The organism is Nocardia ninae NBRC 108245, assembly GCF_007990755.1.
GTDB classification, from domain to species: Bacteria; Actinomycetota; Actinomycetes; order Mycobacteriales; family Mycobacteriaceae; genus Nocardia; species Nocardia ninae.
Genome location: NZ_BJXA01000067.1, coordinates 39324 through 52559, shown reverse-complemented (window position 1 = coordinate 52559; position 13236 = coordinate 39324). Strand labels below are relative to the sequence as shown.

The 13236-nt window shown below is 67.4% G+C and carries 9 protein-coding genes; 6 read left to right on the top strand and 3 right to left on the bottom strand.

Annotation, left to right across the window (positions count from 1 at the left end):
- The first annotated feature begins 556 nt into the window (after window positions 1-556).
- The 6 genes from NN4_RS33935 to NN4_RS33910 all read left to right on the top strand — a co-directional run bounded on the left by NN4_RS33935 (window position 557) and on the right by NN4_RS33910 (window position 9298).
- The gene (locus tag NN4_RS33935) at window positions 557-4459 is read left to right on the top strand and encodes a murein biosynthesis integral membrane protein MurJ (protein WP_147139877.1); all 3903 of its coding nucleotides are present in this window, start codon (window positions 557-559) and stop codon (window positions 4457-4459) included.
- A 290-nt stretch (window positions 4460-4749) separates the two neighbouring features.
- The gene (sigM, locus tag NN4_RS33930; RefSeq protein ID WP_425574263.1) at window positions 4750-5382 is read left to right on the top strand and encodes an RNA polymerase sigma factor SigM; all 633 of its coding nucleotides are present in this window, start codon (window positions 4750-4752) and stop codon (window positions 5380-5382) included.
- A gap of 103 nt (window positions 5383-5485) precedes the next feature.
- Window positions 5486-6313, top strand: coding sequence for an RsmA family anti-sigma factor (locus tag NN4_RS33925; RefSeq protein ID WP_147139874.1), 828 nt, complete (start codon window positions 5486-5488; stop codon window positions 6311-6313).
- A 153-nt stretch (window positions 6314-6466) separates the two neighbouring features.
- Window positions 6467-7453, top strand: coding sequence for a thioredoxin-disulfide reductase (trxB, locus tag NN4_RS33920; RefSeq protein WP_147139872.1), 987 nt, complete (start codon window positions 6467-6469; stop codon window positions 7451-7453).
- A 109-nt stretch (window positions 7454-7562) separates the two neighbouring features.
- The gene (trxA, locus tag NN4_RS33915) at window positions 7563-7916 is read left to right on the top strand and encodes a thioredoxin (RefSeq protein ID WP_147139870.1); all 354 of its coding nucleotides are present in this window, start codon (window positions 7563-7565) and stop codon (window positions 7914-7916) included.
- 188 nt (window positions 7917-8104) lie between these two features.
- Window positions 8105-9298: an N-acetylmuramoyl-L-alanine amidase gene (locus NN4_RS33910; RefSeq protein WP_107653490.1), complete on the top strand. Its 1194-nt coding sequence runs from the start codon at window positions 8105-8107 to the stop codon at window positions 9296-9298.
- A gap of 69 nt (window positions 9299-9367) precedes the next feature.
- Here the strand turns inward: NN4_RS33910 and NN4_RS33905 are convergent, their stop codons facing one another.
- From NN4_RS33905 to NN4_RS33895, 3 genes are all read right to left on the bottom strand, one after another.
- Window positions 9368-10102 (bottom strand): GNAT family N-acetyltransferase, encoded by a 735-nt coding sequence (locus tag NN4_RS33905; protein ID WP_147139880.1) that lies wholly within the window; start codon window positions 10100-10102, stop codon window positions 9368-9370.
- A 319-nt stretch (window positions 10103-10421) separates the two neighbouring features.
- Window positions 10422-11441: a ParB/RepB/Spo0J family partition protein gene (locus NN4_RS33900; RefSeq protein ID WP_107653492.1), complete on the bottom strand. Its 1020-nt coding sequence runs from the start codon at window positions 11439-11441 to the stop codon at window positions 10422-10424.
- A 70-nt stretch (window positions 11442-11511) separates the two neighbouring features.
- Window positions 11512-12468, bottom strand: coding sequence for a ParA family protein (locus NN4_RS33895; RefSeq protein WP_228540497.1), 957 nt, complete (start codon window positions 12466-12468; stop codon window positions 11512-11514).
- Between the last annotated feature and the right edge of the window lie 768 nt (window positions 12469-13236).

The window sequence follows — 13236 nt, the reverse complement described above, 5'->3', positions numbered from 1 at the left end:
GGCCCAACGGCCCGCCCCCGCACCGCACCCCGGACAGCGGCAATACCCGGTGCCGCCCCAGCAACCTCGTCCGACTCCGCCCGGTCAGCGTCCTGGACCGCCGCCCGGCCAGTCCGGCGCGATACCCGCGAGTCCCCCGCGGCCCGGCCAATCCGGCGCGATCCCGGCCAGCCCTCCGCGCCCAGCCGCACGACCGGCACCCGGTCAATCCGGCGCAATTCCCGCCAGCGATCCACGCCCGGCACGACCGGCACCCGGTCAGCCCGGCGGAAGTTCCGGCAACGATCCACGTCCCGCACGACCGGCACCCGGTCAGCCCGGCGGGGGTTCCGGCAACGACGCACGTCCCGCACGGCCCGCACCGGGTCAACCTGGTGCGAGTCCCGGCAACGACGCACGCCCGGCGCGACCCGCATCCGGTCAGCCCAACGCGACCCCAGTCGGCGACCTACGCGCGGCGCGACCTGCACCCGGCCAATCCGGACCGATTCCGACCGGCTCGCCCCGACCCAAACCGCCCGGCCCGCAGTCTGCCGGTCCGCCGCAGTCCAGCCGGATGCCACCGCCGCGCTACGCCCCGCCGCAAGCACGGCCCGAGCCGTACCCGCCGCCGCGCCGCAGGCCGCCTGCGCCCGCGGTCGCCGAGCCTGCCGAGGTGGGCAACCGGCCACGGACCAAGGAGTGGCCCGCTGCCACCAAGGCTGCGGAGCAGAAGCCGAGTTCGAGTGCCCGACTGCTCAGTGACTCCGGGTCGATCGCGTTCGCGACTCTGATCAGCCGAGTGACCGGTTTCGGTAAGCAGCTGCTGCTGCTCACCGTGCTTGGTCCGGCCATCGCCAGCGCGTTCACCGTGGCCAGCCAGATCCCGAACATGATCGCCGAACTCGTGCTCGGCGCGGTGCTCACCGCGATCGTGGTGCCGACGCTGGTGCGCGCGGAACAGGAGGACCCCGACAACGGGGCGGCCTTCGTCCGGCGACTCGTCACGGCCGCATTCGTGGTGCTCGCCACCGCGGCGCTGCTGGCCACCGCGGCCGCACCGCTGCTGACCACATACGTGTTCTTGTCCGACGACGGCAAGGTCAACACCGGACTCACCACGGCACTGGCGTTCCTGCTGTTGCCCGCGATCCTGTTCTACGGCATGTCCGCCTTGCTGACGGCCATCCTGAATACCCGCCAGCAGTTCAAACCCGGTGCGTGGGCGCCGGTGCTCAACAACCTGGTCGTGCTCACGGTGCTCGGGCTCTATGTGCTGATGCCGGGCGAGATCAGCCTGAACCCGGTGCGGATGGGTGAGCCGAAACTGCTGGTCCTCGGCGTCGGCGTCACGTTGGGCGTGGTGGTGCAGGCGATCAGCCTGGTGCCCGCGATCCGCCGGGAACACATCGATCTGCGGCCGCTCTGGGGTGTCGACGACCGGCTCAAGCAGTTCGGCGGCATGGGCGCGGCCATCATCCTCTACGTCCTGATCAGTCAGGCCGGCTTCGTTTTCGCGACCCGTATCTCCTCGCACGCCGACGCGGCGGGCCCGGCGATCTACAACAACGCGTGGCTGCTGCTGCAATTGCCCTACGGCGTCCTCGGCGTCACGGTGCTCACCGCGATCATGCCGCGGTTGAGCCGCAACGCCGCCGCCGACGACACCCCCGCGGTGGTGGACGACCTGTCCGCCGCGACCCGGTTGACCATGATCGCCCTGCTGCCGGTGGTCACCTTCCTGACGCTGGCCGGCCCACAGGTCGGGCAGGCGCTCTACGGATACGGCAACTTCGGCAGCGACGACGCCTCGCGCCTCGGCCTCGCGGTCAGCTGGTCGGCGTTCTCGCTGATCCCCTACGCGCTGGTGCTGATTCATCTGCGGGTGTTCTACGCCAGGGAGCAGGCGTGGATCCCGACCTGGATCATCCTCGGCATCACCGCCGCCAAGATCGTCTTCTCGGCGATCGCCCCGATGGTCACCGATGCCGAGCATGTGGTGATCGCGCTCGGCGTCGCGAACGGCCTCGGATTCGCGGTCGGCGCCGTGGTTGGTGGTTATCTACTGCACCGCAGTCTCGGCGACCTGCGCATGTCGAACGTCAGCCGGACCATCACTCGGGTGCTGTTCGCCTCGGTGGCCGGTGGGGCCGTCATGTGGATCGTGGACCGGGTGCTCGGCCTGGACCGCCTGACCGCGTCCTTCGGCGGACCGGGTTCGCTCGTTCGGGTGGCCATCACGGCGGTCGTCATGTTCGCGGTCGCCTTCGGCCTGATGCGCCTGGCCGGGGTGCCGGAGATCGTCGCGATCACCGTCGCGATCTCGCGCCGCCTCGGCTGGACGCCGCCCGCGCCGGATCTCGATCTCGACGGCCCGGTCGACGATCAGTACGCAACTCAGGTATTGCGCAGGCCAGATCCATATTTGGCCTACCCTGGGTACGACCCGTACATGGATGCTCAGACCATGGTCTTGCCCGTGATCCGAGCCGATGCCGTTGACATCACCGGCATGGGCGAGTTCCCGTACCCTGTTCGGCAGAGAAGCACAAGTGGCGAAATCGCCGGAACCTCGACATACCAGGGCGAAGGAGGACCGAGGGTGAGCGACGACGCGGTGGGCGGCGTCCCAGCCGCTGATTCTTCTGCGACCACGGCAGGCGGGCTTTCGACGGACGCTCCGCCACCCGGGGGAGAGCCGTCGGATCCCGCGTACGCGAACCGCGAGATCGGCACCGGCCCGCCCGATTACGACGCGCGGGATCACGACGGGACTGCACCGGAGTACGACGGTCAGCAAGGGCCCGACGCGGCCCCGCAGGGACGCGACGCGGAACCACGCGATCGCCAGGGTCAGATCCCGGCACGCGATCCGATGTACGACACCGGGATGATCCCGATCGGCTCGCCGGAGATGCCGCCGCTCGGTGGCGGTGCCCGGCGTACGCCGCGCGGACCGAAGCTGATTCCCGGCGCGTCGGTGGCCGGCGGCCGGTACCGCCTGCTCGCCGGGCACGGCGGGGCACGCGGCCTCAAGTTCTGGCAGGCGCTCGACATCAAGCTCGACCGCGAGGTCGCGCTGACCTTCGTCGACGCCGACCAGAAGGCCAGTGAGAACTCCGGCCACGACGGCCCGCAGGCCATTCTGTCCCGCACGCTGCGGCTCGGGCGGATCAACTCACCCGGCCTGGCCCGGGTGCTCGATGTGGTGCGCGGTAGTTCCGGCGGCATCGTGGTGGCCGAGTGGACCCCGGGTCGCTCGCTGCGCGAGATGGCCGAGACGGTGCCCTCGCCGATCGGTGCCGCCCGCGCGATCCGCGCGCTGGCGTCGGCCGCCGAGCTGGCCCATCGCGGCGGTGGCTCGCTGTCCATCGACCACCCGGACCGGGTGCGGATCAGCGCGACCGGCGACGCGGTACTCGCCTTCCCCGGCACCCTGGCCGACTCGGACGCGCAGTCCGATGTGCGCGGTCTCGGCGCCATGCTCTACGCGCTGATCACCGCCCGCTGGCCGATCCGCTCCGGCGGCGTCACCGGCACCGCCGCAACCGTCGGAGGGTTGCGGCTCGCCGACTTCGGCCCGGACGGCACGCCGGTGGAACCGCGCCAGATAAGACCCGAGGTGCCCTTCGAGATCTCGGCGGTCGCGGTGCGGTCGCTGGAGTCGAACAAGGGCGTACGCACCGCCGCGACCGTGCAGCACGTGCTCGAGCAGGCGTCGGTGGTGGATCAGAAGACCGATTTCATCCCGGTGCTCCGGCTCGGCCAGCGGGCGACGCCTGCCGCGCCCGACGAGTCGCTCGCCGACCCGGACCTGCTCGCGGCCGAACGCGAGAGATCCCAGCGGATGATGTGGATCATGGTCGGCCTCGGCATCCTGGCCGCACTGGTGGTCGGGATCGTGATCTGGTGGATGGTCAGCGTGTTCGCGCCCGGCGCCTCCGACGCACCGCTCAACGAGCAGCGCAATATCGGCCTCACCACCAACAGCGCGCCACCCACGACCCCGGCGGCCGCCGGACCGACCTCAGCCTCGGGCGGGGTGCCGGTGCCGATCACCGCGGAGACGGTGTTCTCCCCGGAGGGCACCCCGGACGGGGTGGGCAACGTCAACGCGGTGCTCGATCAGAATCCGGCCACGATGTGGCGCACGGATCAGTACTACCAGCAGTTCCCCGCGCTGAAGCGGGGGGTCGGACTGCTATCGACGCTGCCGAGCCCGGCGAAGTTGACGAACGTCTCGATCAACTCGCCGAGCCCGGGCACCACAGTCGAGATCCGCACCTCGCCGACCGCGCAGCCGACGCTGGATCAGACCCAGCTGATCGGCACGGCCAAGCTGGGCGACGGGATCACCGACATACCGGTACGCACCGATCAAGCCGCTCGCTATGTGCTCGTCTGGATCACCGGACTGGGAAACTCCGGTGGTCAGTTCCAAACTTCGATCGCTGATATACGTTTCGACGCTGCCGCTTGAGTTGTCCTGACGCCGACGGCTGACGGCTGGTGAATCGACCCGGTCGGCCGATACCCGGCGAGTAACCGTGTGCTCGCGAAATAAGTTGGCGCCCTGCCCTCTCCGCAGGAGGTCTGCCACCGCATCCCCCGTTTAGTTGCTGACGAATCGCGACGGACGATATGATCTCCTGGCGCTCTCAGCAGGGGAGCTTCCCGGGTTCTGGTGTTTCGATCCTGGATGCTGCGAAATTTCGGCGATGGTCAGCCATGTCCGTCGCCACCGTGAGCGCTGTCCAAGGGGTTGGCATTTTGTCGTCGGAACTGAACGAGGACTACCGCGGGGGGACATCGCGGTCAGTCGCGTACCGCGAACGCTCGTTCGTGGGCGCCGACTACACCGATGTCGAGCTGCTGCAGGCGCATGTGGGCGGCCAGCGGCACGCCTTCGCCGAGCTGCTACGCAGGCACAACGATCATCTGTGGCAGACCGCGCTGCGCACCTCCTATACACGCGAGGACGCGGCGGATTCGCTGCAGGACGCGCTGCTCTCGGCCCACCGCACCGCCGCCTCGTTCCGCGCCGAGGCCGAGGTGCGCAGCTGGCTGCACGCGATCGTGGTGAACGCCTGTCTGGACCGGATCCGGCGCAACAAGATCCGCAAGGCCGTCTCCCTCGACCCGGAGACGATGCCCGAACCCCGCGACGACCGGGACGCGGTGGCCGAGATGGAGATGTCACTGGTGGTCGACCAAGCGCTGTTCTCGCTGCCGCCGGACCAGCGCACCGCTCTCGTTGCCATCGATCTCGAGGGGTATAGCGTGGCCGAAGCCGCCGCTATGCTCGGTGTTCCGGAAGGGACGATCAAGAGTCGCTGCGCCCGCGGTCGGCAACGTCTCCAAGAACGACTGGAATTTCTGCGCGATCCGGGGAACCGGAAGTAGTTGAGCTGCGTCATTAATAGTGACGAACCCGTAGACGATGTCCATGTAGTTCCCCACCCTCGAGGGGACCCCCGCGATGTCAGATGAGAATACTGGAGGTGCGATGGCAACCCGGTCCGTGCCGCAGCCTCCGTTCTCGGCCGAGCTGCTCGCCGACCTGCACGCCGACAATGTGACACCCGAGTTGCGCGAGCAGCTGTGGCCCGCCGTCCGGCAGGACGGGGCGGCGTTGCGTTTCGTGCACGCGCTCGACGAGGTCAGCGCCGAGTTGCGCGCCCTCGGGCGCAGCGACCGCATCATCCACCGCATGCCCGACGATCTCGCCGCCGAGCTGGAACAATTCGTAGACGGTTTCGATCTGCACGAGGAGCCCACCGAAAAGGGCGCGACCATCTATCGGCTGCCGGTCTCGGCACCGCCGGAAAACGCAGCACCACCGGAAAACGCGGCACCGCACGAAAACACCGCAGCCCCTGCGCTTTCCACCCCACCCGTCGCGCCGATCTCGCTCGACGACCGCCGTCGGAGCAGGCTGCGCTGGCTCACCGCCGCGGCCGCCGCGGTAGCGGTCGTCGCCTGCGCCTCGATCGCGCTCACCGCGGTGCGCGGCAACGACGCCCCGCCCATCGCCCAGCCGACCTCCGACGTCGCCCACCTCGGCGAGGATCTCAGCGCGCCCGCGATGCTCAGCGCGCTCGGCCGCAACGACGCCACCGGCCTGCTCGGCAGCGCGGCCGCCAGGGAGCGCTGCATGCGCGCCAACGGGCTGGACCGCACCATTCTCGGCTCGAACAACATGCGCTTTCACGGCAAAGACGCGGTGCTCATCCTGCTCACCGGTCCGCGGACCCCCAAAATCACCGCGCTGGTCGTCGGAACCGGTTGCACTACAGGCGATCCTCAGCAGTTCACCGTGCAAGACATCGGTTGAGTGACGCACCCGACAATCGATGCCGCGGGTGGCTCAGCGCTCCCCGAACGGCACTGAGCCGAACCTCACGTGGTAGCCGACCGGTCCAGGAACAATAGCCATTACCCTGTTGTTGACCGAGACGTCCATTGATTTCTCCCCCGGAAGGGCCTCATGAGTGCGCCAGTTCGCGACCTGATCATCGTCGGCTCCGGACCGGCCGGCTACACGGCCGCCGTGTACGCGGCCCGGGCCGAGCTCCAGCCGCTGGTCTTCGAAGGCACCCAATTCGGTGGTGCGCTGATGACGACCACCGAAGTAGAGAACTTCCCCGGCTTCCGCGCGGGCATCATGGGCCCGGACCTGATGGAGGAGATGCGCGAGCAGGCCAAGCGCTTCGGCGCCGACATCCGCACCGAGGACGTGGACGCGCTCGACCTCAGCGGCCCGATCAAGACCGTCACCGTCGGCGACGAGACCTACCAGGCCTACGCGGTGATCCTCGCCATGGGTTCGGCCGCCCGCTACCTCAACGTGCCCGGTGAGCAGCGGCTGCTCGGCCGCGGCGTGAGCGCCTGCGCCACCTGCGACGGCTTCTTCTTCAAGAACCAGGACATCGTCGTGGTCGGCGGCGGCGACTCCGCGATGGAGGAGGCCACCTTCCTGACCAAGTTCGCCAGCAGCGTCACCATCGTGCACCGCCGCGAGGAGTTCCGGGCCTCGCGCATCATGCTGGAGCGGGCCAAGGCCAACGAGAAGATCAAGTTCGTGCTCAACGCCGAGGTCGCCGAGGTCAAGGGCGACACCAGCGTGACGAGCCTGGTGCTGCGCGATACCCGCACGGGGGAGACCTCGGAGCTGGCCGCGACCGGCCTGTTCGTCGCGATCGGCCACGATCCGCGCAGCGAACTGGTCCGCGACCAGGTGGAACTGGACGACGAAGGCTACGTCCAGGTGGTGCATCCGTCGACCGCGACGAAGGTGCCCGGCGTGTTCGCCGCGGGCGACCTGGTCGACCACACCTACCGTCAGGCGATCACCGCGGCGGGCACCGGCTGTCGCGCGGCCATCGACGCCGAGCGCTGGCTCGCCGAGCAGGGCGACATCAGCTCCAACACCCTGGACCACGCCGGCCAGAACGTCGCCGTACCCGCCAACTGACCCTCTGACAGCCCCGTCGCCCGGCACCTGAGCGATGGGGCTCTAGAGCGGTGGCTCCCGTGGCCACGAACCCCCACGGGTGCACCGCGATTCAGCAAGGAGAAACCCCATGTCCGATAGTGCCAAGACCACCGTTGGTGACAAGAAGACGATCACCGTCACCGACGCCTCGTTCGCCGACGACGTGCTGCTCAGCGAGAAGCCCGTTCTCGTCGATTTCTGGGCCACCTGGTGCGGGCCGTGCAAGATGATCGCCCCCGTGCTGGAGGAGATCGCGGGCACGCACGCGGACAAACTCACCATCGCGAAATTGGACGTCGACGCGAACCCCGGCACCGCCCGCGATTACAAGATCCTCTCGCTGCCCACTATGATGCTGTTCCGCGGCGGTAAGCCGGTGAAGCAGATCGTCGGAGCGAAGGGCAAAGCCGCCCTTCTGCGCGAACTCGACGGCGAAATCTGACACCTGTCGCGGAAATGCCATAGGCGCCAAAGGACGTCGAGATCGATCGACGCGCCGTAGGATGCCTGGACCCGGGAATGCCGAATTCCCGTCCGGGTCTGAGACAATCGACCGACGCCGGTCGTGCGAAGGTGTATCCCATCGCATGAGTGGGTACCCGGATTGACGGAAGGAAAGGGCTCTCACGCATGCACCGACTTCGTCACGGCGATAGCGGTCCAGCCGTAGCAGAGGTTCGGAGCACCCTGGCAAGTCTCGGGTTCTTACACGCGCACGTCGATACCGAACACGCCGACGCCCGCGAGTACTGGAAAGACACCGAGGCCTCCTTCGACCACCGTCTCGACTCGGCGGTCCGCGCATTCCAGCAGCATCGCGGACTGCTCGTCGACGGTGTGGTCGGCCCGGCCACCTATCGGGCGCTCAAAGAGGCGTCCTACCGGCTCGGTGCCCGCACGCTGATCTATCAGCTCTCCGCACCGCTGTACGGCGACGATGTCGCGACCCTGCAGCGCAAGCTGCAGGACCTGGGTTTCTACGTGCACCGGGTGGACGGCTACTTCGGCCCGCACACGCACGAGGGGCTGTCCTCCTTCCAGCGGGAGATCGGGCTTGCCGCCGACGGCATCTGCGGGCCGGACACGTTGCGCTCGCTCGACCTGCTCGGCGCTCGCGTCACCGGCGGTAACCCGCATCGGATCGCCGAGGAAGAAGTGGTGCACCGGGCCGGGCCGCAGCTCACCGGCAAGCGGATCATCATCGATCCCGGTCTCGGCGGACCCGACAAGGGGCATCCGGTACCGACCGAATTCGGCGACGTGTACGAGTCGGAAATCCTGTGGGACTTGGCAAGTCGGCTCGAAGGCCGGATGGCGGCCACCGGCATGGAAACCTTCCTGTCGCGATCCTGGGGCAAGAACCCGACCGACGCGGAACGCGCCGAAATCTCGAACACCTTCGATGCCGACCTGATGATCTCGCTGCGCTGCGCGACCAACCCGAGCCCGCTGGCCAACGGTGTCGCGGGCTTCTACTTCGGCAACTCACACGGCTCGGTGTCGATGATCGGCCAGGTGCTGGCCGGCTTCATCCAGCGTGAGGTCGTCGCGCGCACCTCGCTGCAGGACTGCCGGACGCACGCCAGGACCTGGGATCTGTTGCGGCTCACCAAGATGCCGACCGTGCAGGTCGATATCGGTTATCTGACAAACGAATACGACGCCACCGTGCTCACCAATCCGCGCATGCGCGACGTGATCGCCGAGGCCATCCTGATCTCGGTCAAGCGGCTGTATCTGCTCGGGCAGGACGACCAGCCAACGGGCACATACACTTTCGCGGAACTGCTGGCGGAGGAACTCGCCGCCGCCGACCGTATGTAGTCGGCTCGAGCAAAGAGCCCCTGCCGATTCGATCGGCAGGGGCTCTTCTTTGTCTTCGTCCGGCAGGTGTCAGCGAACTCCGGCCCGGGCGGGGGGCGTCATCGCCGCGGCGGCGAGCAGCTGGTCGAGCGCGCGCTCGACATCTTCCTTCCAGTAGTGATCGGAGTCGAGTTCCAGGCGCAGCCGGGGGAAACGGTGGTGCGGCGCGACCACTTTGAAGCCGACCTCCTCGAGAAAGTCCGCCTCGATCATGCAGGTCTCCGGCGAGCACTCGGTCTTCGAACCCGGTGCGTTCGCCCCGGATCCCTTGATCGGCGAGATGATTCGCTCCATCAGCGTCATCGAGCCGAAGCGCTCCGACAGCGCCTGCGACGGCGGATCGGAACGAATCCCGAAGGACTCCAGCGCGCGCACGCCGCGGCGCACCAGATCGGCCACCACAGCCTGCATCAGCTGGTGGGCAACCTCCGCCTCCTGATACGGAAATTCGGCCTGCAGCGTGGTCAGCAGGACCGCGTCCGGGCTTACCGGCGAGGTGGGGAAGAGGGTGGCCCGCGGCACGGCGCTAGGTGGCGAATACAGCGCACACCCCGCGACGTTGCCGTTGACGTTCGCCACCTGCCCGCAGGAGCCCCACTCCAGTAGCACGGTGGAGAGCCAGGCCTCCTTCTCGAAGACCGGATCGCTGAAGCCGCGGGAGTCCTCGGCGACGGCGGGATCCATCTCCCAGAACACGCAGCGCCGGGAGTGCGCGGGGAGCTTGTCGAGCCCGCCGAGGGTTAGGGCCGTGACGCTGGTCGACACTGCTCTGCTCAGCCTCCAGCTGTCCGATTCGTCCACACTCATGTCGCCGCCTCGCTTGCGCTCGGCCCCAGTGTGCGCGAGGCACACTGACACGCGGTTCGTTCACTCACACCGCACCACTATTTTCTTGCCAGCAAGAATAAGCGATCAAGAGAACCCGCCTCATTCCACGTCGCTGTGCTGTTGGTCAAGAACTTGTGCTGGTCCGTCCGGGGCGGGTCGTGTGCTCCGCTAACTCACGAAAGCTGCTGCGTCACAGTGACGTTTCGGCCCGGGGCTCTTACCTGTCGCCTTCACAAGTCTATTTCGGTCACTTCTGTCACAAATCGCGCTTGCTCTGTTCCATTAAGCTGACGATCCGCTCGAGGTCGTCGACCGAGCCGAACTCGACGACGATCCGGCCTTTTCGCTTGCCCATGCTCACGATGACCCGGGTGTCGAACGATCCCGACAAGCGGTCGGCGACATCCTGCAAACCCGGCATGTGAATCGGCTTGCGCTGCGGGGTCGGCGGGGCCGCCGGATCCGGAGCGGGCGTCGTCTCCTGGTTCGCGAGAATGACCGCCTCCTCGGTGCTCCGCACGGAGAGCCCCTCGGCGACAACGCGCTTGGCTAGTTCCTCTTGCGCGTCCGCTCCCGCGGTCAGCCCGAGTAGGGCACGCGCGTGTCCGGCCGACAGCACGCCCGCCGCCACCCGCCGCTGCACCGAGATCGGCAGCTTCAACAGGCGGATCATGTTGGTCACGGCTGAGCGGGAACGGCCGATGCGATCGGCGAGCACCTCGTGGGTGACGCCGAACTCTTCGAGCAGCTGCTGATAGGCCGCCGCCTCTTCCAGCGGGTTGAGTTGCACCCGGTGGATGTTCTCCAGCAAGGCATCGCGCAGCATCGACTCGTCGGCGGTATCCCGGACGATCGCCGGGATCGCGGCGAGCCCCGCAACCTGCGAAGCGCGCCACCGCCGTTCGCCCATGACGAGCTGATACTTGTCGACACCCGGTTCGACCCGACGCACCACGATCGGCTGCATCAGGCCGAATTCCTTGATCGAGTGCACCAGCTCGTCCAGCGCCTCCGCCTCGAACACTTGACGCGGCTGCTTCGGATTGGGCTCGATCTGTTCCGGCGGAATCTCGCGATAGGTCGCGCCGCCGGGGGAGAGGTCGTCCTCCGCCGGGTCCGGGACCCGATGCAGATAGGCCGAAGCGGGCTGCGGCCCGATCGGGTCCAGACCGATGACGCTGGCCGCTTGACTGCTGAGCCCCGGCGCCGCCGCCGGTCCCGTCGGGATCAACGCGGCAAGACCGCGCCCTAGCCCACCCTTCTTCGCCTGACTCATCGGTCCACTGACCCCTTCCTCGTTCCGCCACCAAACCGGGTCTTGCCGACCCGGCTCTCATCCAGCCAGCTCACTCCGCGGCTTCGGCCGCGGCATGCGCCATCGCCGTTGCCCTGGCCGCCATTTCGCGTCCGGCATCGAGGTAGCTCATCGCGCCTCGGGAGCCTGGATCATAATCGAGCACCGTCATTCCGTAGCCCGGTGCCTCGGACACCTTCACGCTGCGCGGAATCACCGACCGCAGCACCACGTCACCGAAGTGCCCGCGCACCTCCTCGGCGACCTGGTCGGCCAGCTTCGTCCGGCCGTCGTACATCGTGAGGATCACGGTCGACACGTGTAAGTCGGGATTCAGGTGCGCCTGCACCAGGCCGATATTGCGGAGCAACTGCCCGACACCCTCCAGCGCGTAGTACTCGCACTGGATCGGGATCAGCACCTCCTTGGCGGCGACCATCGCGTTGACGGTCAGCAGGCCGAGCGACGGCGGGCAGTCGATCATCACGTAGTCGATGTCGTAGCCCGCGATGTTGGCCTCCTGAATGGCGGCCTTGAGCCGGCCCTCCCTGGCCACCATCGACACCAGTTCGATCTCCGCGCCGGCCAGATCGATGGTCGCCGGGATGCACAGCAACCGCTCGTTGTGCGGGCTCTGCTGGATCGCGTCCCTGACCGACACCTCGCCGATCAGAAGTTCGTAGCTGGACGGCACACCCGAATGGTGCTCGATGCCGAGGGCGGTGCTGGCGTTGCCCTGCGGGTCCAGATCGATCACGAGGACGGTCATCCCCTGATGCGCCAGGGCGGCCGCGAGATTCACCGCGGTGGTCGTCTTACCGACGCCGCCCTTCTGATTGGCGATGGTGATGATGCGTTGCTCGTGCGGTTTCTGCACTGTCACCTTTCCTGGATGGAGAATCTGGCTGGCGCGTTGTGCTTCGGCCGCGATCGGGGTCTCGCTAGGGGAGATGTTCCCAAACGGTGTGCTTCCGAATGTCTCCGTGTCGAAATTGCTGGAGTCCAGCATTCCCGGCACGCGCGACGTAGTTTCCCGTGAAACATTCGCCGGACCGCTCGACATAGACAGCTCCTAACCCGAGAACTTCAGATCACGCTTCCGACGAGCGTCGGCGCCGTGTCATCAAACAGCTGGTGTCGGTTCGAACATGATGCTCAACCGGGTTCGCGGCGCCCGATCGACCGAGCGGAGCTCTCGTCGCGACACCAATTCCTCCGTGGCACCTACGCTCACGCCCGACGCCCACTAGCTTGCCAGCCGCGAGCGGGATAGGAAAGCTGAATCGCGGCAATGTATCCAGGACACGCCAATCTCACCCGATTCGGCCACCGATCCCCGATGTTTCACATGAAACCCGGGATCCGCCAAGGGGGTTGCCGGTCCCGTCGCGGTGGAAGTCCGGCACGACGAGCGACTTCCGCACCCACCGGACAACTTGTCCCGTGGCCGATCTTGGTTGTGGAAGCGACTCAGGATCAGCTCGTCGTTTCATGTGAAACCACCCCTCGAACCGTGAGGCGCCTTTGCCGGACAGAGGACCAAAGGCAGTTTCGTTTCCCGTGAAACATCGACGGATTTGCTGTCGACGTTCGCGCCGACTGCCGGGACGGGGCCAGTCCCCAAATGGACTGAGGGGGGGTCCGCAGACAATCTTCGGCGGCACGCCGAAGCAGCACAACATCCCACCCAGCGATCCGTCACGTGACTCCGCGCCCTCGAGGCGCCCAGGACTCCACCGCCCATCGAAACCCGGAACCTGGGTCCTTGTTTCATGTG

Coding starts and splice junctions, on each gene's coding strand:
- NN4_RS33935 (WP_147139877.1), top strand. CDS start 557: ATGCCACCGCCGCGCTACGCCCCGCCGCAAGCACGGCCCGAGCCGTAC.
- NN4_RS33895 (WP_228540497.1), bottom strand. CDS start 12,468: ATGCTGGACTCCAGCAATTTCGACACGGAGACATTCGGAAGCACACCG.
- NN4_RS33925 (WP_147139874.1), top strand. CDS start 5,486: ATGGCAACCCGGTCCGTGCCGCAGCCTCCGTTCTCGGCCGAGCTGCTC.
- NN4_RS33900 (WP_107653492.1), bottom strand. CDS start 11,441: ATGAGTCAGGCGAAGAAGGGTGGGCTAGGGCGCGGTCTTGCCGCGTTG.
- trxA (WP_147139870.1), top strand. CDS start 7,563: ATGTCCGATAGTGCCAAGACCACCGTTGGTGACAAGAAGACGATCACC.
- NN4_RS33910 (WP_107653490.1), top strand. CDS start 8,105: ATGCACCGACTTCGTCACGGCGATAGCGGTCCAGCCGTAGCAGAGGTT.
- trxB (WP_147139872.1), top strand. CDS start 6,467: ATGAGTGCGCCAGTTCGCGACCTGATCATCGTCGGCTCCGGACCGGCC.